Genomic DNA, 22,262 nt, shown 5'->3' with positions numbered 1-22,262 from the left:
GCAAGGTGAGTGGCGATGGTGGACCCGCAAGTCTTTCTGAACATGGGCCGCGAGGTGCTGGCCCAGCAGGCCTTCAGCCAGCTGCTGGGCGCCGAGCTCAGCGCCCTGGCGCCCGGGCGTGCCGAGTTGCAGCTCGCGCTGCGCGAGCAGCTCAAGCAGCAGAACGGCTTTGCCCATGGCGGCGTGATCAGCTACCTGGCCGACAACGCCCTGACCTATGCAGGCGGCACCGCCATGCAGGTGCCGGTGGTGACTTCCGAGTTCAAGATCAACTATCTGCGGCCCGGCCTGGGCGAGCGCCTGATCGCGCGCGCCGAGGCGGTGCATGTCAGCAAGACCCAGGCGGTCTGCCGCTGCGAGGTCTATGCCGTCGCGGACGGGGCGGAGAAGCTCTGCGCGCTGGCGCAGGGCACCATCGTCAAGCTGGGCTGAAGCCATGAGCGACGAACGCCTGGCCCAGTATCAGCGCATCTTCCGCGCCGCGCCCTTTGTGGCGGACCTGGGCGCCGAGCTCACCGAGGTGGGCGCCGGCCTGTGCCACAGCCGCCTGCGCATCGAGCCGCGCCATCTGCAGCACAGCGGCGTGGTGCATGCGGGCGTGATCACCACCCTGGCCGATCACAGCGCCGGCGGTGCCGCCCAGACCCTGGTGCCCGAGGGCCATATGACGGTGACGGCCGAGCTCAAGCTGAGCCTGCTGCGCGGCGCCAAGGGTCAGGTCTTGCGCTGCGAGGCGCGCGTCATCAAGCCCGGCCGCCAGCTCATGTTTACCGAGGCCGACGTGTTTTGCGACGCCGACGGTGCGTCGCAGCTGGTGGCGCGGCTCTCGGCCACCATGGCCGTCGTGAAGATCTAGTCATCCCCCATTCATCGAGGAGAGCGCCTTGCGCCAGACCCTGGAATTCCTCTTGCACGACTGGCTCAAGGTCAGCGAGCTGACCCAGCGCGAACGCTTCGCCGAGCACAGCGCCGAGACCTTTGCCGCGGTGCTGGACACCTGCGAGAAGATCGCGCGCGAAAAGTTCGCGCCCTTCAACCGCCTGGCCGATACGCAGGAGCCGCACTTCGATGGCGAGCGCGTGCACCTGCCCGAGTCCACCCACGCGGCGCTGGCCGCCTATGTGGAATCCGGCATGCTGGCGGCGGCGCAGGACTACGAGCTTGGCGGCATGCAACTGCCCTGCGTGATCGAGATGGCGGCCAATGCCTTCTTCAGCAAGGCCAATATCGCCATGGGTGGCTATGTGATGCTCACCAACGGCAATGCCAATCTGCTGATGGCGCATGGCACGCCGCTGCAGCAGGAGGTGTTCGCGAAGAACGAGTTCGCCGGGCGCTGGTTCGGCACCATGTGCCTGTCGGAGCCGCAGGCGGGCTCCTCGTTGTCGGACGTGGCCACGCGCGCCGAACCCGATGGCGAAGGCTTCGAGGCCGACCCGCTGGGCCCGCGCTACCGCCTCAAGGGCAACAAGATGTGGATCTCGGCCGGCGAGCACGAGATCAGCGAGAACATCGTGCACCTGGTGCTGGCCAAGATCCCCGGGCCGGATGGCAAGACCATCCCCGGCACGCGCGGCATCTCGCTGTTCATCTGCCCCAAGCATCTGGTGAACGAGCGCGCCGAGCTGACCGGCGAGCGCAACGACGTGGCGCTGGCCGGCCTCAACCACAAGCTGGGCTACCGCGGCACCACCAACTGCCTCTTGAACTTCGGCGAGGGCCGCTTCCAGCCGCGCGGGCAGGGCGGTGCGATCGGCTATCTGGTGGGCCGGCCCGGCGAAGGCCTGAAGTGCATGTTCCACATGATGAACGAGGCGCGCATCGGCGTGGGCCTGGGCGCCACCATGCTGGGTTATGCCGGCTACGAGGCCAGCCTCGAGTACGCGCGCCAGCGGCCGCAGGGCCGCCCCATGACGGCCGCCGGCAAGGATGCCGCTGCGCCGCAGCGGCCCATCATCGAGCATGCCGACGTCAAGCGCATGCTGCTGGCGCAGAAGAGCTATGTGGAGGGGGCGCTGGCGCTGGAGCTGTTCTGCGCCCGCCTGGTGGACGAGCAGCACAGCGGCACGCCCGCGCAGGCGGCGGCCGCCGGCCTGCTGCTGGAGGTGCTGATCCCGATCGCCAAGAGCTGGCCCAGCGAATGGTGCCTGGAGGCCAACAGCCTCGCCATCCAGGTGCTAGGCGGCTACGGCTACACGCGCGACTTCCCGGTGGAGCAGTACTGGCGCGACAACCGCCTCAACATGATCCACGAGGGCACGCATGGCATCCAGGGCCTGGACCTGTTGGGCCGCAAGGTGGTGATGAACGGCGGCAGCGCCCTGCTGGCGCTGGCCGGGCGCATCAACGAGACGGTGCAGGCGGCAGTCCAGGTGCCAGCTCTTGCCCAACATGCCAACGAGCTCGCCGCGGCGCTGGCCCAGGTGGGCAAGGCCACCAAGGCGGCCTGGTCCACCAGCAATCCCGAAGAGGCACTCGCCAATGCCACGCCCTATATGCAGGCCTTCGGCCATGTGGTACTGGCCTGGCTGTGGCTGGACGTGGTGCTGGCGGCCCAGGGCGAGAGCGACTTCGCGCGCGGCAAGCAGGCCGCGCAACGCTACTTCTTTACCTACGAGCTGCCCAAGATTGGCGCCTGGCTGGCGGTGGCGGCGAGCCGCGAGCCCGTCGCGCGTGACATGCAGGACGCGTGGTTCTAAGACACAACGGAGACGATGATGAGCAATACCAAAGTACAGGAACTGTTTGACCTCAGCGGCCAGGTGGCCCTGGTGACCGGCGGCTCGCGCGGCCTGGGCCTGCAGATTGCGGAGGCCCTGGGCGAGGCCGGCGCCAAGATCATGCTGAGCTCGCGCAAGGCCAGTGATCTGGAGGAGGCCGTGGCGCACCTGCAGGCGCGCGGCATCGATGCGCGCTGGATCGCCGCCGACGCGGCCGACGAGGCGCAGGCGCGCGGCGTGGTCACGCAGACGCTGGAGCGCCTGGGCCAGATCGATATCCTGGTGAACAATGCCGGCGCCACCTGGGGTGCACCGGCCGAGGATCATCCCGTCGAGGCCTGGGACAAGGTCATGAACCTGAATATCCGCAGCCTGTTCGTGATGAGCCAGGAGGTCGGCAAGCGCAGCATGATCCCGCGCCGCTACGGCCGCATCATCAACGTCGCCTCGATCGCCGGGCTGGCGGGCAATACCCCGGCGATGAAGACCCTGGCCTACAACACCAGCAAGGGCGCGGCGGTGAACTTCACGCGCGCGCTGGCGGGTGAATGGGGCCCCTACGGCATCACGGTGAACGCCCTGGCGCCGGGCTTCTTCCCCAGCAAGATGACAAAGGGCCTGCTGGCTGCCCTGGGCGAGGAGAACATGGCGGCCAAGGCGCCGCTCAATCGCATCGGCGATGATGAGGACCTGAAGGGCGCCGCCCTGCTGTTCGCCTCCAGGGCGGGCAAACACATCACCGGCCAGATCCTGGCCGTGGATGGCGGCGTCTCCGCCATTCACGGAGCCTGAGATCGATGTCGAGCAAGACCAAGCTGTCCTTCCCCGTCCATATCCCCTTTGTCGAGCAGCTCGGCTTCGAGCTGCACAGCATGGGCGAGGGGGTGGCGGAGTTGCGCGTGGACCTGAAGGAGGGCCACCTCAACTCCTGGGAGGTGGCGCATGGCGGCGTGCTGATGACGCTGCTGGACGTGGCCATGGCGCATGCCGCGCGCAGCATCCACCGCGATCAGCCGGGCTTCGGCCCGGGCGTGGTGACGATCGAGATGAAGACCAGCTTCATGCGCCCCGGCGAGGGCGAGCTGCGCGCCATCGGCAAGCTCCTGCACCGCTCCACCACCATGGCCTTCTGCGAAGGCTCGGTGCTGGGCGAGGACGGCAAGCTCTGCGCCCATGCCACCGCCACCTTCAAATACCTGAAGGCGCTGCCGGGGCGGGGCAGGGCGCTGAAGCCGCTGCAGCGCTCAGAGTCGCTCAGTGATGGTGGTGAGCATCCAGCTTGAACACCGACACCACGCTCACCAGCTCCTCGGCCTGCTGCTTCAGGCTTTCGGCCGCGGCGGCGCTCTGCTCCACCAGGGCGGCGTTCTGCTGCGTGACCTTGTCCATCTGGGTGATGGCCTCGCCCACCTGAGAGACCCCCGAGCTCTGCTCGCGGCTGGCCGAGCTGATCTCGCCGACGATGTCGGTGACGCGCTTGATCGCGTTGACCACTTCTTCCATGGTCTCGCCCGCGCGCGCCACCTGGGCATTGCCCTGCTCCACGCGTTCGACGCTGGCGCCGATCAGCGACTTGATCTCCTTCGCCGCTTCGGCGCTGCGCTGGGCCAGGCTGCGCACCTCGGAGGCCACCACCGCGAAGCCGCGCCCCTGCTCGCCGGCGCGCGCGGCTTCCACGGCCGCGTTCAGCGCCAGGATATTGGTCTGGAAGGCGATGCCGTCGATCACCGTGATGATGTCGGCAATCTTGCGTGAGCTCTCGTTGATGCCGCCCATGGTTTGCACCACCTGGGCCACCACCTCGCCGCCGCGCGCCGCCACATCGGAGGCGCCCAGGGCCAGCTGATTGGCCTGCTGGGCACTGTCGGCGTTGTTGCGCACGGTGGCGCCCAGCTGGTCCATGGTGGCGGCGGTTTCCTCCAGCGCGCTGGCCTGCTCCTCGGTGCGCTGGCTCAGGTCCGAATTGCCCTGGGCGATCTCGGCGCTGGCGGTGGCCACGCTCTCGGAATTGCCGCGCACCGTGGCGACGATGTCGCGCAGGCGCTGGCGCATGGTCTCGAGCGCCTGCAGCAGCTGCGAGGTCTCATCCTTGCCGCTGCTGCGCAGGCTCTGGGTCATGTCGCCCTCGCTCATGCGCTGCGCCGCGCGCACCGCCTCTTCCAGCGGCCGGGTCACATGGCGGCTGATGGCCAGGCCCAGCGCCACGCCGGCCACCACGCCCAGCACGATCAGCACGAAGGTGATGTTGCGGCTGCTGGTGTAGAGCGCGTCGTTGGCGTCGGAGATGTCCTTGGCGTCGCCCTCCTTGAGCTGCGAGAGCTGGCTCATCGCCTTGCCGACGGCGACGCTGTTGGGCGCGTACTCGCTCTTGAGGAATTTGAGGGTGTCGTTGGAGGTGTTGAGGTCGGCCTTGGCGATGCGCTGGATCAGGCCCTCGGTGCTGGCCTTGTCCTTGCCCCAATCGCTTTGCAGCTGCGCCAGGCTTTGCTTGGCCTTGTCGTTGCGCACATGCTCGCCGGCCTGCTCGATCAGGCTCAGGGCCAGATCGCGGCTGCCCTGGGCCGACTTGAGGTAGCTCTCGCGCTCCTGGCCATCGGTGGCCAGGATGGCGTCGCGCAGCGCCACCACGCCCTTGAGGCGCTCGACATTGGCTTCCTTCACCAGCGACAGACCGATGGTCTCGTGGTCGTAGAGATCGCTGTCGGCATCGTTGATGCGGTTCATGTTGTAGACGGCAAAGCTGCCCGTCGCGGCGCCGATCAGGGCCACGGCGAGAAAGCTCGCGACCAGCTTGATGGAGATCTTGTAATCGGATAACTGCATTTCCCGGTGCTCCTTGTTGCTGTGGCCGGGCGCGGGCCCGGTCAGTCTTGTATTCCACCTCAGCGAGGGCGGCAATGCGAGTGGATCAAGGCCTTTTTGGCGGGTTTGATTGCGCGCTCGCCGTGGCCGATTGCCGCTCCCGGCTGTTTTAGAACGGTCGTGCTTTTTTGTCGCCCATGGGACTTTGCCGCCCCGGCGCGCGTGATTCAATCGCGGCATCGTGTTTTGTTCACCAGGAGTTCTAGCCCATGAGCCGCATCAACCATCAGATTCATTTGGCCTCGCGCCCGCAGGGTGAGCCCACGGCCGAGAACTTCAAGCTGGTCGAGGCCGCCGTGCCGGCGCTGACCGAGGGCCAGGTACTGGTGCGCAACCATTACCTGAGCCTGGACCCCTATATGCGCGGCCGCATGAACGACGGCAAGAGCTATGCCCAACCCCAGCCGCTGGGCGAGGTGATGCTGGGCGGCACCGTGGGCGAGGTGGTGGAGTCGCTCAATGCCAACTTCAAGCCGGGCGACAAGGTGGTGGGCATGGGCGGCTGGCAGGAGTACCAGCTCGTCGATGCCAGCCAGCGCGGCGTGCTGCAGAAGGTCGACACCAGCCATATCCCGCTCTCGGCCTATCTGGGCGCGGTGGGCATGCCGGGCGTGACGGCCTGGTACGGCCTGGTCAAGATCATCAATCCCAAGCCGGGCGAGACGGTGGTGGTGAGCGCCGCCAGCGGCGCCGTCGGCGGTGCGGTGGGCCAGCTTGCCAAGGTGCGCGGCGCGCGTGCCGTCGGCATCGCCGGTGGCGCCGACAAATGCCGCTACGTGGTCGAGGAACTGGGCTTCGATGCCTGCATCGACTACAAGGCCCACCAGGACGTGAAGTCGCTCTCGGCCGCGCTCAAGGCCGCCTGCCCGAACGGCATCGACGGCTATTTCGAGAATGTCGGCGGCATGATCCTCGACGCCGTGCTGCTGCGCGCCAATGCCTTCAGCCGCGTCGCCATGTGCGGCATGATTTCCGGCTACAACGGCGAGCCCATCCCGATGAGCGCGCCCCAGCTGATCCTGGTGAACCGCATGAAGATCGAGGGCTTCATCGTCTCCGAGCACATGGAGGTCTGGCCCGAGGCACTGAAGGAGCTGGGCACCCTGGTGGCCACCGGCAAGCTCAAGTACCGCGAGAGCGTGGCCGAAGGCATCGCCAGCGCGCCCGAGGCCTTCCTGGGCCTGCTCAAGGGCAAGAACTTCGGCAAGCAGATCGTCAAGCTGATCTGATGCTGAGCTGGCGCTGTGCACGCCTGGACGAACTGGACGCACGCACCCTCTACGCGGTGCTGCGCCTGCGGTCCGAGGTATTCGTGGTCGAGCAGGCCTGCGTCTATCTGGACCCCGATGGCCAGGATCTGCAGGCCTGGCATCTGCTGGGCCTGGCCGAGGACGGCCGGCTGCTTGCCTATGCGCGCCTGCTGGACGGGCCCAAGATCGGCCGTGTGCTGACCGCGCCGCAGGCGCGCGGCCAGGGCCAGGGGCGCGCGCTGATGCAGCAGGCCCTGGCCGAATGCGCGCGGCGCTGGCCGGGCCAGGCGGTGAGCCTGCAGGCCCAGGCCTATCTGCAGGGCTTTTATGCCAGCCTGGGTTTTGCGCCGGTCTCGGCGGTCTACGACGAGGACGGCATCCCCCATATCGACATGCGGCAGGAGGTCTCATGAGCGAATTGATACTGCACCATTACGCCGGCTCGCCCTTCTCCGAGAAGATGCGGCTGGTGCTGGGCTACAAGGGCCTGGCCTGGCAGAGCGTCACGGTGCCGGTGATGCTGCCCAAACCCGACGTGGTGGCGCTCACCGGCGGCTACCGGCGCACGCCCTTTCTGCAGATCGGGGCCGACATCTACTGCGACAGCGCGCTGATGTGCCAGGTGATCGAGGCGCGCCATCCCGCGCCCACGCTGTATCCGGTGGCGGCCGCCGGCATGGCCCCGCTGCTGGCGCAATGGGCCGACTCCGACCTGTTCTGGGCCGCCATCCCCTACACCATGCAACCGGCCGGCGCCGCCGCCATCTTTGCCGGCGCGCCGCCCGAGTTCCTGCAGGCCTTCGCGGCCGACCGCGCCGCCATGACGGCCGGCATGAAGCGCCCGAGCGCGCGTGATGCGGCCGCCGCGCTGCAGAGCTACTTGGGCTGGCTGGAGAGCTTGTTGCTCAAGGACGGCCGTGCCTTCCTGCTCGGCGCCGAGCCCTCGGTGGCGGACTTCTCGGTGGCGCAGAGCGTCTGGTACATCCGGCGTGCGCCGCCGGTGGACGCCATCCTGGCGCCTTATGCGGCGCTGGCCGACTGGTTCAAGCGCGTTGCCGCCTTTGGCCATGGCCAGGCGCAGCGGCTTGACAGCGAGGCGGCGCTCGCCATCGCCCGCGAGGCCGGCCGGCACGAGGCCGTGACGGTGCAGCCCGAGCAGGGCTTTTCCGCCGGCGCGCCGGTCCAGGTGTCGGCCACCGACTATGCCAGCGACCCGGTGCAAGGCCGCCTGGTGGGGCTCAACCACGAACGCATCACCATCGAACGCAGCGACGCCCGTGCCGGCCTGCTGCATGTGCATTTCCCGCGCATCGGCTACGCCCTGCGCAAGGACGAGGACCAAGCATCATGAAGAACTATCAGGGCAAGACGGCGGTGATCACCGGTGCGGGCTCGGGCTTCGGCCTGGAAGTGGCGCGCCTGGCCGCCCAGCGCGGCATGAATCTGGTGCTGTGCGATGTGCAGGCCGATGCGCTGGAGCGGGCCGCGGCCGAGTTCGACGGCCACGCCCTGCTGGCCATGCGGGTGGATGTGAGCAAGGCCGCGGAGATGGAGGCGCTGGCGGCGGCGGTGCAGCAGCGCTTCGGTGCGCCGCATTTCGTCTTCAACAACGCCGGCGTCGGCTCCGGCGGCCTGGTCTGGGAGAACAGCCTGGCCGATTGGGAATGGGTGCTTGGCGTGAACCTGATGGGCGTGGTGCATGGCGTGCGCCTGTTCACGCCCATGATGCTGGCGGCCGCCGAGGCCGACCCGGGCTATGAAGGGCATATCGTCAACACCGCCTCGATGGCCGGCATGCTCAACGCGCCGAACATGGGCGTCTACAACGTCTCCAAGCACGCGGTGGTCGCCTTGAGCGAGACGCTCTATCAAGACCTGGCCCTGGTGACCGAGCAGATCCACTGCTCGGTGCTGTGCCCCTTCTTCGTGCCCACCGGCATTGCGCAAAGCCATCGCAACCGCCCCGCCGAGATGGCCGGCAGCCGCCCCACCCGGAGCCAGCTGATCGGCCAGGCCATGAGCGACAAGGCGGTCAACGCCGGCAAGTTCACCGCCGCCCAGGTCGCGGCCATGGTGTTCGATGCCATGGATCACGAGCAGTTCTATGTCTTCAGCCATCCGCATTCGCTGGCCGGCGTGCAGACCCGCCTGGAAGACGTGATGCAGCTGCGCAACCCCAGCGATCCCTTCAAGGACAAGCCCGAGCTGGGGCAGAAGCTGCGCGAGGCGCTCAAGACCGTTTGAGCGTCCCGAACGGGGCGATCTGGCACACTCGCGACCAGTTGTTGTCGCGAGTGTCCATGCCTGATTCCCTGCCATCGTCCCCCCCTCGTGCCCTCGTGATCGGTGGCGGCCCGGCCGGCCTGATGGCCGCCGAGCGCCTGCGCGCCGCCGGCGCCGAGGTGGATGTCTACGACGCCATGGCCTCGGTGGGCCGCAAGTTCCTGCTGGCCGGCAAGGGCGGGCTCAACCTCACCCACTCGGAGCCCGGCGAGGCCTTTGCCGGCCGCTACAGCACCGGCCGTGGCGAGCCCTGTGCCGAGGTGGCCGCCTGGCTGCAGCATCTGGACGGGCCGGGCCTGCGCGAATGGGCGCAGGGCCTGGGCGTGCAGACCTTTGTGGGCAGCTCGGGGCGGGTGTTCCCGGTCGACATGAAGGCCGCACCGCTGCTGCGTGCCTGGCTGAGCCGGCTGCGCGAATCGGGCGTGCGCTTTCATATGCGCCACCATTGGCTGGGCTGGAACGAGCGGCGCGAGCTGCTGTTCTCGCAGGCCGGGCAGGAGTTCAGCGTGGCGGCGGACGCGGTGGTGCTGGCGCTGGGCGGGGCCTCCTGGCCCCAGCTCGGCTCGAACGCCGGCTGGGTGCCGCTGCTGACGGCGCGCGGCGTGGCGGTGGCGGGCCTGCGCCCCTCGAACTGCGGCTTCGACCTGGGCCCGCGGCGCGCCGATGCGCCGTCGCCCGGCTGGAGCGCGCTGTTTGCCGAGCGCTTTGCCGGTCTGCCGGTGAAGCCCGTGGCCCTGCATTTCGAGGGCCGCAGCGGGCGCCACTTTGCGCGCCAGGGCGAGTTCGTCATCACCGCCAGCGGGCTGGAGGGCTCGCTGATCTATGCCGCCTCCAGCCTCCTGCGCGAGGAAATCGACGAGTTCGGCGAGGCCCTGATCCGGCTGGACCTGCTGCCCGACCGCAGCGAGGCCCAGGTGGCGGCCGAGGTGGCGCGCGGGCGCGGCACGCGTTCGATGTCCACGCACCTGAAGAGCCGGCTGGGCATCGAGGGGCTGAAGGCCGGGCTGCTGCACGAGGTGCTCAGCAAGGCCGAGTACCTGGACACGGCGCTGCTGGCGCGCACGCTCAAGCAGCTGCCGCTGCGCCTGGCGCGCCCGCGCCCGGTGGCCGAGGCGATCAGCACGGCGGGCGGCATCTGCCTGGGCGAGCTCGATGCCCGCCTGATGCTCAGGCAGGTGCCCGGCCTGTTCTGCGCCGGCGAGATGCTCGACTGGGAAGCACCCACCGGCGGCTATCTGCTCACCGCCGCCATGGCCAGCGGCTGGGTGGCGGGCGAGGGCGCGGCGGCGTATCTGAACGCTTAGCCAGCGCCAGCTGCTACGCTGGGGGCTTACAGCAGGACGCCGCCATGGGATACCGCGCCAGCCTGGGAGCACAGAGCTACCACTTTGCCGATCTGCGCGAGCTGATGGCCAAAGCCAGCCCGGCGCGTTCGGGCGACGAACTGGCCGGCCTGGCGGCGCGCAGTGCCGCCGAGCGCGTGGCCGCGCGCATTGCGCTGGCCGAGCTGCCGCTGAATACCTTTCTGCACCAGGCCCTGGTGCCTTATGAGGCCGACGAGATCACGCGCCTCATCATCGACGGCCTCCCTGCCACCGCCTTTGCGCCGGTGGCGCATCTCACCGTGGGCGAGTTGCGCGACTGGCTGCTCGCCGCCGATGGTGCCAGCCTCGCCGCCCTGGCGCCCGGCCTCATGCCCGAGATGGTGGCGGCGGTGAGCAAGCTGATGCGCAACCAGGACCTGCTGCTGGTGGCGAGCCGCTGCCGGGTGGTGACACGCTTTCGCGCCACCCTGGGCCTGCCCGGCACCTTGGCCGTGCGCTTGCAGCCCAACCATCCGGCGGACGAGCCCGCCGGCATCCTGGCCAGCATCATTGATGGGCTGATGTATGGCGCGGGCGACGCGGTGATTGGCATCAACCCGGTGTCCGACAGCGTGGCCGCGCAGCTGCGGTTGCTGCACATGCTGGATGAGCTGATCGCGCACCATGCCATCCCCACCCAGAGCTGCGTGCTCACCCATGTCACCAACACCTTGCAGGCGATGCAGCAGGGCGCGCCGGTGGACCTGGTGTTCCAGTCGATTGCCGGTACCGAGGCCGCGCAGCGCAGCTTCGGCATCGACCTCGCGCTGCTGGACGAGGCACATGCGGCGGTGCGCGGGCTCGGGCGTGGCGGCGAGCACCTGATGTACTTCGAGACCGGGCAGGGCTCGGCGCTCTCGGCCAATGCCCACCATGGCGTGGACCAGCAGACCCTGGAGGCGCGCGCCTATGCGGTGGCGCGGCGCTACCGGCCGCTGCTTGTGAATACGGTGGTGGGCTTCATCGGCCCGGAGTATCTGTACGACGGCAAACAGATCATCCGTGCCGGGCTGGAAGATCACTTCTGCGGCAAGCTGCTGGGCCTGCCGATGGGCTGCGACATCTGCTACACCAACCATGCCGAGGCCGACCAGGACGATATGGACAACCTGCTGGTGCTGCTGGCCAGCGCCGGCCTCAACTTCATGATGGGCGTGCCGGGGGCCGACGACGTGATGCTGAACTACCAGAGCACCTCCTTCCACGACGCGCTGTTTGTGCGCCAGCTGCTGGGCCTGCGCCGTGCGCCCGAGTTCGAGGCCTGGCTGCAAGCCATGTCCATCACCGATGCGGCGGGCGCGCTCTTGCCGGCGCCTGCCCAGCCCGCCTTGGCAGCGGCCTTGCAGCGGCTCTTGCCGAAGTCATGAGCACACCTACTGACCCCTGGGCCGAGCTGCGCCGCCACACGCCGGCGCGCATCGCCCTGGGCCGCGCTGGCGCCAGCCTGCCCACGCGCGAGCTGCTGGCCTTCGGGGCGGCGCATGCGCAGGCGCGCGATGCCGTGCACCAGGCCCTGGATCTGCCCGCCCTGGAGGCGGCGCTGCAGGCCGAGGGCTGGGCCAGCTTGCGCGTGGCCAGCCGTGCCGCCGACCGCGCCGAGTACCTGCGCCGGCCCGATCTGGGCCGCCGGCTGGACGCGGCGAGCGCGCAGCGCCTGGAAGCGCAGGGCGGGGCGGCGGTGGATCTGCTGATCGTGCTGGGCGACGGGCTCTCGGCCAAGGCGGTGCAGGCGCACGCCGTGCCGCTCTTGCGGGCGTTGCGCGACGCATTGCGCGGCGAGTTCAGTCTGGCGCCGCTGCTGCTGGCCAGCCAGGCGCGCGTGGCCCTGGCCGACGAGGCGGCCGGGCTGATGGGTGCGCGCCTGGCCCTGATGCTGATCGGTGAGCGACCGGGGCTGTCTTCGCCCGACAGCCTGGGTGCCTACCTCACCCACGCGCCACGCCTGGGCTGCCACGATGCCCAGCGCAACTGCATCAGCAATATCCGCCCGCAAGGCCTGGCGCCCGCGCTGGCGGCGCTGCGCCTGAACTGGCTGCTGCGCGAGGCCCTGCGCCGCCGCCTGAGCGGCGTGGGCCTGAAGGACGAGAGCGAGACCCTGCTGCTGGCGCGCTGACGCCGCTGCATGGCCCGCTGTGGCAAACTCGCGCGCTTCGCATTCAGCCGATCCCCGACGTTTTGGACAAGATCCTGCTTCAGATTGCCGCCGAACTGAAAGTTCGCCCGGCCCAGATCCACGCCGCCGTGGAGCTGCTCGATGGCGGGGCCACCGTGCCCTTCATCGCCCGTTACCGCAAGGAGGCCACCGACGGCCTCGACGACATCCAGCTGCGCGAGCTGGAGTCGCGCCTGGGCTATCTGCGCGAGCTCGAAGAGCGCCGCGCCGCGGTGCTCAAGAGCATCGAAGAGCAGGGCAAGCTCACGCCCGAGCTGCGCGCTGCCATCGAGGCCGCGCCCACCAAGCAGGAGCTGGAAGACCTCTACCTGCCCTACAAGCAGAAGCGCCGCACCAAGGGCATGATCGCCCGCGAGGCCGGCCTGGAGCCGCTGGCCGACAAGCTGTTTGCCGACCCCACGCTGGACCCGCAGGCCGAGGCCTCAGCCTTCGTGAATGCCGAGCTGGGTTTTGCCGACGCCTTCGCGGTGCTGGACGGCGTGCGCGACCTGCTCTCCGAGCGCTGGGCCGAGGATGCCCTGCTGATCGGCAAGCTGCGCGAATGGCTGTGGGCTGAGGGCCTGTTCCAGTCCAAGCTGATGGAAGGCAAGGACGAGAACAACCCCGACATCGCCAAGTTCCGCGATTACTTCGACTACGCCGAACCCATACGCACCGTGCCCTCGCACCGCGCGTTGGCGGTGTTCCGCGGCCGCACCCAGGAGTTCCTGGATGCCAAGCTGGTGCTGGACGAGGAACTGGTGGCCGGCCAGCCTGGGCTGGCCGAAGGCCGCATCGCGCGCCATCTCGGTTGGAGCCATGGCAAGCGTGCCAGCGACGAGTTGCTGCGCAAGACCGTGGCCTGGACCTGGAAGGTCAAGCTCAGCATGAGCCTGGAGCGCGACCTGTTCGCGCGCCTGCGTGACGAGGCCGAGAAGGTCGCGATCAAGGTGTTCGCCGAGAACCTGCGCGATCTGCTGCTGGCCGCGCCGGCCGGCAAGCGCGTGGTGATGGGTCTGGACCCTGGCATCCGCACCGGCGTGAAGGTGGCGGTGGTGAGCGACACCGGCCGCGTGCTGGACACCCACACCGTCTACCCGCATGAGCCGCGCAAGGACTGGGAAGGCTCGCTGCACACGCTGGCGAGTCTGGTGGCCACGCATGGTGTGAACCTGATCGCGATCGGCAACGGCACGGCCAGCCGCGAGACCGACAAGCTGGCGGCCGACCTCATCAAGCGCATCCAGCAATTGGCACCCGGCACCGTGATCGACAAGGTGGTGGTCAGCGAGGCCGGCGCCTCGGTGTACTCGGCCTCCGAGTTCGCCTCCAAGGAGCTGCCGGACCTGGACGTGAGCCTGCGCGGCGCCGTCTCGATCGCACGCCGCCTGCAGGACCCGCTGGCCGAGCTGGTGAAGATCGACCCCAAGAGCATCGGCGTGGGCCAGTACCAGCACGACGTGAACCAGAGCGAGCTGGCGCGTACGCTGGTGGCGGTGGTGGAAGACTGCGTGAACTCGGTGGGGGTGGACCTCAACACCGCCTCGGCGCCGCTGCTGTCGCGCGTCTCGGGCCTCTCCAACGCGGTGGCCGCCAGCATCGTGCGCTGGCGCGACACCCACGGTGCCTTCAAGAACCGCCAGCAGTTGCTGGACGTGACCGGCCTGGGCCCCAAGACCTTCGAGCAGGCGGCGGGTTTTCTGCGCATCCGCGATGGCGACAACCCGCTGGATCTCTCGGGCGTGCACCCCGAGACCTACCCGCTGGTGCAGCGCGTGCTGGCCCAGCTGGGCCGCCCGGCGGCCGAGGTGATGGGGCGCAGCGACGTGATCCGTGCGCTCAAGCCCGAGGCCTTTGCGGACGAGAAGTTCGGTGCCATCACGGTCAAGGACGTGTTTGCCGAGCTGGAGAAGCCCGGCCGCGACCCGCGCCCGGACTTCAAGGTGGCGCGCTTCAATGACGGCGTGGACGACATCAAGGACCTGGTGGAAGGCATGGTGCTGGAGGGCACGGTCTCCAACGTGGCGCAGTTCGGTGCCTTCGTGGACCTGGGCGTGCACCAGGACGGCCTGGTGCATGTGAGCCAGCTGGCCAACAAGTTCGTCAGCGATGCGCGCGAGGTGGTGAAGACCGGCGACATCGTCAAGGTCAAGGTGCTGGAGGTGGACCTGGCGCGCAAGCGCATCTCGCTGACCATGAAGCTGGATGCCGCCGCCGCGCCGCGCGGCGAGCGCAAGGCGCAGGACAACAGCTTCCGCCCGGCGGCGCGCCACGAGCGCCCGGCGGGTGCAGCGCGTGCGCACAGCGCCCCGGCCGCCGCGGGTGGCAATGCCATGGCCGCGGCCTTTGCCAAGCTGCAGGGCAAACGCTGAGCGAGCGCTGAGATACTGCGGGCCGGGCTTGGCACCCCGGATCCCGCAACTGATCGCATGGCGGCTGACCGGCGCGCGCGTCTGGGCTATGGTGCCGCGCGTCCGATCGTCCCCTGGAGTACTTCTTGAGAGCCTTTGTCCTGTCCGCCGTGGCCGCTGCCACCCTCGCGCTGTGCGCCAGCCCGGCCCGCGCGCAAGACCTGCCCCCCGGCGTGGGTGAACCGCAGCAGCGGCCGGCCGGCGCCAAGCTGGACCGCGTGGAAATCACCTCCAGCCGGCAGAGCGATACCGATCTGCGCCGCAAGGCCACCGTGGCCAAGCAGATCTATGGCCGCGAGGAGATGGACAAGTACGGCGACACCAATGTGGCCGATGTGCTGAAGCGCCTGCCCGGGGTCGATCTGGCCGGCGGCGCGCCGCGCATGCGCGGCCTGGGCGCCGGCTACACGCTGATACTCATCAACGGCGATCCGGCGCCGCCCGGCTTCCAGCTGGACCAGCTGAGCCCCGCGCAGGTGGAGCGCATCGAGGTCACCAAGGGCCCCACCGCCGACCAGAGCGCGCAGGCCGTGGCCGGCGCGATCAACATCATCCTGAAGGACGCCCCGCGCGTGACCCAGCGCGATCTGCGCCTGGGTGTCGGCTATAGCGCGGTGCGGCCCACGCCCTCGGCCACCTTCACCTTCGGCGAGACGCTGGGGCCGCTGGCCCTGTCGCTGCCGGTCTCGGCGTTCGAGTGGCGCAGCCAGAACGAAGCGACGCTGGCGCGCACCATGCCCGGCACCGATGGCAAGCCGGCCAGCTCGGTGCAGCACCAGCTGCAGCCGGTCTGGGGCCATGGGTTCAACAGCGCGCCGCGCGTCAACTGGCGCTTGAGCGACGAGGAGACGCTGAGCCTGCAGGGCTTTGCCCAACGCGGCAACTGGAACAACCGCCAGCTCTACCGCAACGAGGCGGTGACGCCCAATGCCAGCATCGACGACGATGCCTACAGCCATGGCATCTGGCAGAACCTGCGCGCCAATGCGCAGTACGTGAACCGCTTCAGCGACAGCCAGCGCGTCGAGCTCAAGGCCGGCGCGGGCGACTCCAAGAGCATCTTCGATACCCAGACCTATCGCGCCGGCGCCGACCAGCGCCACACGGTCGGCGACAACCACGACCGCAGCCTGACCCAGGCCGGCAAGTACGCCCAGCTGCTGGGCGATGCCCATAGCCTGACCCTGGGCTGGGACCTGGAATGGCGCAAGCGCAACGAGGAGCGCACGGTGACCGAGCTGGGCCGGCCGCAGCTGCCCGAGTTCGACGGCCAGCCCTTTGGCGCACGCATCCAGCGCCAGGCCCTGTTCGTGCAGGACGAGTGGGAGCTCTCGCCGCAATGGTCCACCTATCTGGGACTGCGCGGCGAGCGCATCGCCACCGAGAGCGTGGGTCTGGGCGAGGAGGTGCGCAACACCAGCCGCGTGATCACGCCGGTCTGGCACCTGAACTACAAGCTCGACGCCAAGGGGCGCGACCTGATACGCGCCTCGCTGACGCGCAGCTACAAGGCGCCGGACCTGAACGCCCTGCTGGCACGGCCGGCCCTGAGCAGCCTGTTCCCCGATGCCGGCATGGCCAATACCGAGCTGGCGCCCGACCGCGTCGGCAACCCCGGGCTCAAGCCCGAGCTGGCCACCGGCCTGGACATCGCCTTCGAGAAGTACCTGGCCGGCGGCGGCATGATCAGCGTGGGCGGCTTCTACCGTCATGTGAACGAGCTGATACGCAGCGTCACCACGCTGGAGACGGTGTCGTGGTCGCCGGTGCAGCGCTATGTGTCGCGGCCGGTGAACTTCTCCAAGGCGCAGAGCATGGGCCTGGAGCTGGAGATGAAGGGCCGTGCCGGCGAGCTGCTGCCCGCGCTCTTCGATCCCAAGCTGGCGCTGAATCTGCGTGCGGCGCTGAATTTCTACCACTCCAGGGTGGACGCGGTGCTGGGCCCCAACAACCGCCTGGACAGCCAGCAGCCCTGGTCGGCCAATCTGGGCTTCGACTACCGCGTCAGCGGCCTGCCGCTCAATATGGGGGCGAGCCTGGCCTACACGCCGGGTTACGCGACCCAGCAGACGGCCGTGCAGGCGCTCGAGATCACGCGCACGCGCTCGCTGGACATGTTCGCCCAATGGGCCTTCAGCCGCCAGCTGTCGCTGCGCGTCTCGGCCAACAACTTCGCCCCGGTGCAGACGCGCTCCGCGACCCTGCTGGCCAGCGGTTACGGCAGCACCAGCACGCGCGAGGGCCGTGGCTGGTTTGGCGTGAACCTGGAAATGAAGCTGTAGGCGGGGTAAGGGACGGCATGCAGGCCTTGCAGATCTTCGCAGGACCGCGAGCGCGCGCGCGCTTGGCCGAACGCGGCCTGCGGCCCGACGATGTGCGGGTGATCCCCGCGGCGGCCGGCGGACCCAAGGGCCTGATCCTGAATCCGCTGGACCGTTTCATCTTCGGCGAGTGGCTGGCCGCCAGCGCCCAGGAGGTGCATCTGCTGGGTGCCTCGATCGGCTGCTGGCGCATGGCCACGGCCTGCCTGGCGCGGGACGGCGCGGCGGCGGCGCGCGAGTTCGAGCGCATGGCCGAGGCCTATGTGGCGCAGCGCTACGAGAGTGCGCCGGGCAAGCAGCCCGATGCCAGTGCGGTGAGCCGCGGTTTTGCCGCCACGCTGGCCGCGATCTTCGACGGCCGCGAGGCCGAGCTGCTGGCCCACCCGCGCTGGCGCCTGCATGTGTTCACCTCGCGCGGCCGCCATCTGCTGGCGCGCGAGAGCCGCTGGCGCACGCCGCTGGGCTATGGCGCGGCCTTCGCCGCGAATGCCCTGTCGCGCCGCGCCATGGGCGGCTGGCTGGAACGCGTGGTGTTCTCGGACCCGCGCGCGCCCCTGCCCATGCCCTTGCACGATTACCGCAGCCGGCAGGTGGCGCTGAGCCCCGCGAACCTGCAGGCGGCCATGCTGGCGAGCTGCTCGATTCCGTTCTGGTTGCGCGCCGTGCACGACATCGCCGGCGCACCCGCCGGTGCCTACTGGGACGGTGGCATCACCGACTACCACCTGCACCTGAACTACGCCGCCATGCTGGGCGACGGCCTGGTGCTGTACCCGCATTTCCAGCGCGAAGTCATCCCGGGCTGGCTGGACAAGGCGCTCAAGCACCGGCATCGCGCCTCGGCGTTTCTGGACAACGTGGTGCTGCTGGCCCCGCACCCCGACTGGGTGGCCAGCCTGCCGCGCGCCAAGCTGCCGGACCGCGCGGACTTCATGCATTTCGGCGACGACGTGGCCGCGCGCGCCGCGGCCTGGCGGCGCGCTATCGCGGAGAGTCAGCGTCTGCGCGACGAATTCGCGGCCGCCTGCGCCAGGCCCGGTCTTCAGGCCATGGCGCTGTAGGGCCGGTTCAGCCGGCGCGGCGCCGCAGCCGCAGTACCAGCCAGCCGAGGCCGGCGGCCCACAGCGCCCATTGCTGCGGCTCGGGTACGGCCGCGGCCTGCGTCCAGTCGAAGCCCGAGGCGGAACTGATGCTGAAGCCCGGCTGCGCCTGGCCGCCGATCATCAGCAGCGGCGCGCCGGCCAGAAAGCTGCCGAACTGCACCTGGCTGTTGGCATACCAGCCGGGGAAACCGCCCGAGCTGCGCTGGCCGGCCTCGGCCATCGCGTAGATGCCGACATCCAGCGCCTGTCCGACCACGACCGGCAGGCTGAACACCACGATCTCGTTGACCGCCAGGCTGGCATCCGGGGCCGAGGCCACGCCCCAGGCGCCGACCTGGCGATCGGTGGCCCACAGATGGTTGGAGCTGCCGTCGTCATAGCCCGGGTTGCCGGCATTGAGCAACTGCTTGTTGACATAGGGCACCACCTCGAAACCGGCCGCGCCGGTCTCGGCGCTGGCTTGCAGGGTGCCGGCCACACCCACCCGGAGCAGCAGGTAGCCGGCCTGACCCTCGAAGCCCGGCAGCAACACCGTCAGCTGATCGGTATAGCCGCCGTTGACGCCGCCATGCGCGAAGAAGGTGGACGCCGGCGAGTGGTTCTCGGCGCTCATCAGCGTCGCGCCCAGCGTCGCCCAGCCGCTGGCGTTGTTGCTGATTGAGGGGCCGCTGGATGCGGCACTGCCGCTGGCACCGCCCGGGCTGCCGAAGTCATGCCCATCGCAGCTGCCGCTGGTGAACCAGCCGCTGATGTCGTCGCCGGCCCAGCCGCCGCTGCCGCCACCGCTGGGGGCGGCGCAGGCGTTGAGAAAACCGCCGGGGGCGCTGACGTCGAGCTGGCGGGGCGCCGCGTACGAGGCCGAGGCGATCAGCAGGGCCAGCAGCGCGGTGAAGTGGTGTGGGTGGGGCATGGCGCTTCCCTTTGCGGTGGCTCTCGAGCGGCGTGCTCGAAAGTTCGCAGGCTACGCCCAGAGTGCCGCCGGCCCCAGCCTGAAACTTAGGGAGCCGCGCGCCGTAACAAACGTAAATGCCTGACAACCGGCCGGGCGCTGGCGGCGTTGTGGCGGGGTCGGATTGCTTCCTGGAGTTTCAGATGATGGCCTTGCTTCCCTCAAGACTGTTTGCCCCATGCCTGCTGTTCGGGCTGTTGAGCCTGTCTGCGTGCGCCCATGGGCCGCGCGATCAGCGGGGCTATCCGCAGCCCTATCAGCAAGGCTATTACGGGGCCGACTACCGTGGCGCGCAACAGTTCGTTCAGTACGGCCATGTGCGCAGCATTGAACAGCTGGGCGGTGGGCGCGAGAGCCGCTATGACGGGCGCTACGAGAACGAACGCCCGGGCAGCAGCGGGGCCGGCGCCGTGGTCGGTGGCGTCATCGGCGGCGTGGTGGGCAACCAGATGGGGCGTGGCGAAGGTCGCGCCGCCGCGACGGTGATCGGGGCCGTGGCGGGCGCCGTGATCGGCAATGAGATCGAACGCCAGGAGGGGCGGCGCGATGAGAGGCGTGTTCAGGCGCGCTTTCGCGTCTGGGTCCACCTGGAGGGCGCGGGCGAGCAGGCCTTTGATTTCGAGCGTCTGGACGGCCTGCGGGTGGGCGAGCGCGTGCGCGTGGTTGAGGGTCGCCTGCAACGCTTGTGATGCGCTTGACGGCCCAACCCGGGCCTCGCCTACAATTGGGCCACGATCAACGCACAAGGGCTGAGAAAGGCGACTTGGTTATGACACCGCGAACTACGACCACCACCTCAAGGGTTTAGTCGGCCGCGGCTCGTCACGTCTCATCTCAGCTGGAACTCAAACGTCCGGCATTGAACAGCGCGGCAAGTGGCCGCGCTTTTTGCTTTTTGGAGTTTGCTCATCATGATTTCGATTCAATTGCCAGACGGTTCCAAGCGCGAGTTCGCCCAGGCCGTCACGGTGGCCGAGGTGGCCGCCTCCATCGGCGCCGGCCTGGCCAAGGCCGCACTGGCCGGACGCGTGGGGCAGGGCGATGCCGCGCGCCTGGTGGATACCAGCCACCTGATTGAGGCCGACACGCAGCTGGCCATCATCACCGACAAGGATGCCGATGGCCTGGAGGTGATCCGCCACTCGACGGCCCACCTGCTGGCCTATGCGGTGAAGGAGCTGTTCCCCGAGGCCCAGGTCACCATCGGCCCGGTGATCGAGCATGGCTTCTACTACGACTTCAGCTACAAGCGCCCCTTCACGCCCGAGGATCTGGCCGCCATCGAGGCCAAGATGGCCGAGCTGGCCAAGAAGGACGAGAAGGTGCTGCGCTCGGTGCTGCCGCGCGACGAGGCCGTCAGCTACTTCAAGGGCATAGGCGAGGCCTACAAGGCCGAGATCATCGAGAGCATCCCGGCCGACCAGGATGTGTCGCTGTACGCCGAGGGCGCCTTCACCGATCTGTGCCGCGGCCCGCATGTGCCGTCCACCGGCAAGCTCAAGCACTTCAAGCTGATGAAGGTGGCCGGTGCCTACTGGCGCGGCGACCATCGCAACGAGCAGCTGCAGCGCATCTACGGCACCGCCTGGGCGACCAAGGATGACCTGGCCAAGTACCTCGTGATGCTGGAAGAAGCCGAGAAGCGCGACCACCGCAAGCTGGGCAAGGAGCTGGAGCTCTTCCACATCGACGAGCACGCGCCCGGCGTGGTGTTCTGGCACCCCAAGGGTTGGACGGTGTGGCAGCAGGTCGAGCAGTACATGCGCGCGGTCTACCGTGACAACGGCTACCAGGAGGTCAAGGGCCCGCAGCTGCTGGACAAGACGCTCTGGGAGGCGACGGGCCACTGGGACAAGTACCGCGACAATATGTTCACGACCGAATCGGAAAAGCGCGACTACGCGCTCAAGCCGATGAACTGCCCCGGTCACATCCTGATCTTCAAGCACGGCATCAAGAGCTACCGCGACCTGCCGCTGCGTTTCGGCGAATTCGGCCAGTGCCATCGCAACGAGCCCACCGGCGGCCTGCACGGCATCATGCGCGTGCGTGGTTTCACGCAGGACGATGGCCACATCTTCTGCACCGAAGACCAGATCCTGCAGGAGTGCGTCAACTACACGGCGCTGCTGCAGAAGGTCTACAAGGACTTCGGCTTCACCGACATCATCTACAAGGTCGCAACGCGCCCCGAGGCCCGCATCGGCTCTGACGAGGTGTGGGACAAGGCCGAGCATGCCTTGATGGAATCGCTGCGCGCTTCGGGCGTGGAAATCGTCATCGCCCCCGGCGACGGTGCCTTCTACGGCCCCAAGATCGAGTACACGCTGAAGGACGCGTTGGGCCGTCAATGGCAATGCGGCACCATGCAGGTGGACTTCTCGATGCCCGGCCGCCTGGGCGCCGAGTATGTGGACGAGCATGGCGAGCGCAAGACGCCCGTGATGCTGCACCGGGCCATCGTCGGCAGCCTGGAGCGCTTCATCGGCATCCTGATCGAACAGCATGCCGGCGCGCTGCCGGCCTGGCTGGCGCCGACCCAGGTGGTGGTGGCCAATATCACCGATGCACAGGCGGATTACGTCGCGGAAATCGTGAAAACGCTGCAAAAACAAGGGCTTAGGGTCTCGAGTGATTTGCGGAACGAGAAAATCACGTATAAAATCCGCGAGCATTCCTTGCAAAAGGTTCCGTTCATCCTGGTCGTTGGCGACAAGGAGAAGGCAAATGGAGCCGTTGCGGTGCGCGCCCGTGGCAACCAAGATCTGGGTGTGATGGCGCTGGAAGACTTCATCGCGAAGATCACCAGCGACATTGCGGCCAAGACCTGAAGAGGTTGAAAGCTGG

General features: G+C 68.6%; 19 protein-coding genes. 17 read left to right on the top strand and 2 right to left on the bottom strand.

Translation table 11 applies throughout. The features are described from left to right. Positions 1-15 precede the first annotated feature (15 nt). Genes PFX98_RS24020 through PFX98_RS24000 form a run of 5 tightly spaced genes read left to right on the top strand, consistent with a single transcriptional unit; the run spans position 16 to position 4,003 of the window. The gene (locus tag PFX98_RS24020) at positions 16-432 is read left to right on the top strand and encodes a PaaI family thioesterase (protein WP_285232992.1); all 417 of its coding nucleotides are present in this window, start codon (positions 16-18) and stop codon (positions 430-432) included. A gap of 4 nt (positions 433-436) precedes the next feature. Next, positions 437-856 carry a PaaI family thioesterase gene (locus PFX98_RS24015; protein ID WP_285232991.1) on the top strand — a complete coding sequence of 140 codons (420 nt, stop codon included), beginning with the start codon at positions 437-439 and terminating at the stop codon, positions 854-856. A gap of 28 nt (positions 857-884) precedes the next feature. Continuing rightward, on the top strand, positions 885-2,699 hold the full coding sequence (locus PFX98_RS24010; RefSeq protein WP_285232990.1) for an acyl-CoA dehydrogenase: 1,815 nt from the start codon (positions 885-887) through the stop codon (positions 2,697-2,699). Between the two features lie 18 nt (positions 2,700-2,717). Beyond that, positions 2,718-3,512 (top strand): SDR family oxidoreductase, encoded by a 795-nt coding sequence (locus PFX98_RS24005; RefSeq protein ID WP_285232989.1) that lies wholly within the window; start codon positions 2,718-2,720, stop codon positions 3,510-3,512. A 5-nt stretch (positions 3,513-3,517) separates the two neighbouring features. Continuing rightward, entirely contained in the window at positions 3,518-4,003 is a 486-nt protein-coding gene (locus PFX98_RS24000) for a PaaI family thioesterase (RefSeq protein WP_285232987.1), read from the top strand. Here PFX98_RS24000 and PFX98_RS23995 read toward each other — a convergent pair. Continuing rightward, on the bottom strand, positions 3,975-5,543 hold the full coding sequence (locus PFX98_RS23995; RefSeq protein ID WP_285232986.1) for a methyl-accepting chemotaxis protein: 1,569 nt from the start codon (positions 5,541-5,543) through the stop codon (positions 3,975-3,977). The genes PFX98_RS24000 and PFX98_RS23995 overlap by 29 nt on opposite strands. A 248-nt stretch (positions 5,544-5,791) precedes the next feature. On the opposite strand from PFX98_RS23995, the gene PFX98_RS23990 reads away from it, so the two are divergent. From PFX98_RS23990 to PFX98_RS23945, 10 genes are all read left to right on the top strand, one after another. Then, a complete protein-coding gene (locus tag PFX98_RS23990) occupies positions 5,792-6,811 on the top strand; it encodes an NADP-dependent oxidoreductase (protein ID WP_285232985.1) in 1,020 nt (339 codons plus the stop codon). Then, the gene (locus PFX98_RS23985; protein ID WP_285232983.1) at positions 6,811-7,245 is read left to right on the top strand and encodes a GNAT family N-acetyltransferase; all 435 of its coding nucleotides are present in this window, start codon (positions 6,811-6,813) and stop codon (positions 7,243-7,245) included. The genes PFX98_RS23990 and PFX98_RS23985 overlap by 1 nt, the downstream gene beginning before the upstream one ends. Beyond that, the gene (locus PFX98_RS23980) at positions 7,242-8,183 is read left to right on the top strand and encodes a glutathione S-transferase family protein (protein ID WP_285232981.1); all 942 of its coding nucleotides are present in this window, start codon (positions 7,242-7,244) and stop codon (positions 8,181-8,183) included. The genes PFX98_RS23985 and PFX98_RS23980 overlap by 4 nt, the downstream gene beginning before the upstream one ends. Next, the gene (locus PFX98_RS23975; RefSeq protein ID WP_285235689.1) at positions 8,177-9,076 is read left to right on the top strand and encodes an SDR family oxidoreductase; all 900 of its coding nucleotides are present in this window, start codon (positions 8,177-8,179) and stop codon (positions 9,074-9,076) included. The genes PFX98_RS23980 and PFX98_RS23975 overlap by 7 nt, the downstream gene beginning before the upstream one ends. A gap of 56 nt (positions 9,077-9,132) precedes the next feature. Beyond that, the gene (locus tag PFX98_RS23970) at positions 9,133-10,419 is read left to right on the top strand and encodes a BaiN/RdsA family NAD(P)/FAD-dependent oxidoreductase (protein ID WP_285232979.1); all 1,287 of its coding nucleotides are present in this window, start codon (positions 9,133-9,135) and stop codon (positions 10,417-10,419) included. Between the two features lie 44 nt (positions 10,420-10,463). After that, complete coding sequence (locus tag PFX98_RS23965) at positions 10,464-11,846, top strand: ethanolamine ammonia-lyase subunit EutB (protein WP_285232977.1); 1,383 nt, start codon at positions 10,464-10,466, stop codon at positions 11,844-11,846. Next, entirely contained in the window at positions 11,843-12,592 is a 750-nt protein-coding gene (eutC, locus tag PFX98_RS23960) for an ethanolamine ammonia-lyase subunit EutC (RefSeq protein ID WP_285232976.1), read from the top strand. The genes PFX98_RS23965 and eutC overlap by 4 nt, the downstream gene beginning before the upstream one ends. Positions 12,593-12,654: 62 nt before the next feature. Continuing rightward, the gene (locus PFX98_RS23955) at positions 12,655-15,003 is read left to right on the top strand and encodes a Tex family protein (protein WP_285232975.1); all 2,349 of its coding nucleotides are present in this window, start codon (positions 12,655-12,657) and stop codon (positions 15,001-15,003) included. 125 nt (positions 15,004-15,128) lie between these two features. After that, positions 15,129-17,324: a TonB-dependent receptor plug domain-containing protein gene (locus tag PFX98_RS23950; protein ID WP_285232974.1), complete on the top strand. Its 2,196-nt coding sequence runs from the start codon at positions 15,129-15,131 to the stop codon at positions 17,322-17,324. Between the two features lie 17 nt (positions 17,325-17,341). Beyond that, positions 17,342-18,424 (top strand): patatin-like phospholipase family protein, encoded by a 1,083-nt coding sequence (locus PFX98_RS23945; RefSeq protein WP_285232973.1) that lies wholly within the window; start codon positions 17,342-17,344, stop codon positions 18,422-18,424. A 7-nt stretch (positions 18,425-18,431) separates the two neighbouring features. Here PFX98_RS23945 and PFX98_RS23940 read toward each other — a convergent pair whose 3' ends face one another. Beyond that, a complete protein-coding gene (locus PFX98_RS23940) occupies positions 18,432-19,376 on the bottom strand; it encodes a hypothetical protein (protein WP_285232972.1) in 945 nt (314 codons plus the stop codon). A gap of 182 nt (positions 19,377-19,558) precedes the next feature. Between PFX98_RS23940 and PFX98_RS23935 the strand changes: the two genes are divergently transcribed. Next, a complete protein-coding gene (locus tag PFX98_RS23935; RefSeq protein ID WP_285232971.1) occupies positions 19,559-20,104 on the top strand; it encodes a glycine zipper 2TM domain-containing protein in 546 nt (181 codons plus the stop codon). A gap of 222 nt (positions 20,105-20,326) precedes the next feature. Then, positions 20,327-22,246, top strand: coding sequence for a threonine--tRNA ligase (gene thrS / locus PFX98_RS23930; RefSeq protein ID WP_285232970.1), 1,920 nt, complete (start codon positions 20,327-20,329; stop codon positions 22,244-22,246). Positions 22,247-22,262 lie beyond the last annotated feature (16 nt).

Source organism: Paucibacter sediminis, from assembly GCF_030254645.1.
Lineage (GTDB): Bacteria > Pseudomonadota > Gammaproteobacteria > Burkholderiales > Burkholderiaceae_C > Paucibacter_B > Paucibacter_B sediminis.
This window is presented reverse-complemented; position numbering and strand designations above follow the sequence as displayed.

Excerpts from the sequence above, each read along its gene's own strand:
- PFX98_RS23935 (WP_285232971.1), top strand. The coding sequence starts at position 19,559 with ATGATGGCCTTGCTTCCCTCAAGACTGTTTGCCCCATGCCTGCTGTTC.
- PFX98_RS24005 (WP_285232989.1), top strand. The coding sequence starts at position 2,718 with ATGAGCAATACCAAAGTACAGGAACTGTTTGACCTCAGCGGCCAGGTG.
- thrS (WP_285232970.1), top strand. The coding sequence starts at position 20,327 with ATGATTTCGATTCAATTGCCAGACGGTTCCAAGCGCGAGTTCGCCCAG.
- eutC (WP_285232976.1), top strand. The coding sequence starts at position 11,843 with ATGAGCACACCTACTGACCCCTGGGCCGAGCTGCGCCGCCACACGCCG.
- PFX98_RS23940 (WP_285232972.1), bottom strand. The coding sequence starts at position 19,376 with ATGCCCCACCCACACCACTTCACCGCGCTGCTGGCCCTGCTGATCGCC.
- PFX98_RS23985 (WP_285232983.1), top strand. The coding sequence starts at position 6,811 with ATGCTGAGCTGGCGCTGTGCACGCCTGGACGAACTGGACGCACGCACC.
- PFX98_RS24020 (WP_285232992.1), top strand. The coding sequence starts at position 16 with ATGGTGGACCCGCAAGTCTTTCTGAACATGGGCCGCGAGGTGCTGGCC.
- PFX98_RS23980 (WP_285232981.1), top strand. The coding sequence starts at position 7,242 with ATGAGCGAATTGATACTGCACCATTACGCCGGCTCGCCCTTCTCCGAG.
- PFX98_RS24000 (WP_285232987.1), top strand. The coding sequence starts at position 3,518 with ATGTCGAGCAAGACCAAGCTGTCCTTCCCCGTCCATATCCCCTTTGTC.
- PFX98_RS23970 (WP_285232979.1), top strand. The coding sequence starts at position 9,133 with ATGCCTGATTCCCTGCCATCGTCCCCCCCTCGTGCCCTCGTGATCGGT.
- PFX98_RS23945 (WP_285232973.1), top strand. The coding sequence starts at position 17,342 with ATGCAGGCCTTGCAGATCTTCGCAGGACCGCGAGCGCGCGCGCGCTTG.
- PFX98_RS23965 (WP_285232977.1), top strand. The coding sequence starts at position 10,464 with ATGGGATACCGCGCCAGCCTGGGAGCACAGAGCTACCACTTTGCCGAT.
- PFX98_RS24015 (WP_285232991.1), top strand. The coding sequence starts at position 437 with ATGAGCGACGAACGCCTGGCCCAGTATCAGCGCATCTTCCGCGCCGCG.
- PFX98_RS23990 (WP_285232985.1), top strand. The coding sequence starts at position 5,792 with ATGAGCCGCATCAACCATCAGATTCATTTGGCCTCGCGCCCGCAGGGT.
- PFX98_RS23995 (WP_285232986.1), bottom strand. The coding sequence starts at position 5,543 with ATGCAGTTATCCGATTACAAGATCTCCATCAAGCTGGTCGCGAGCTTT.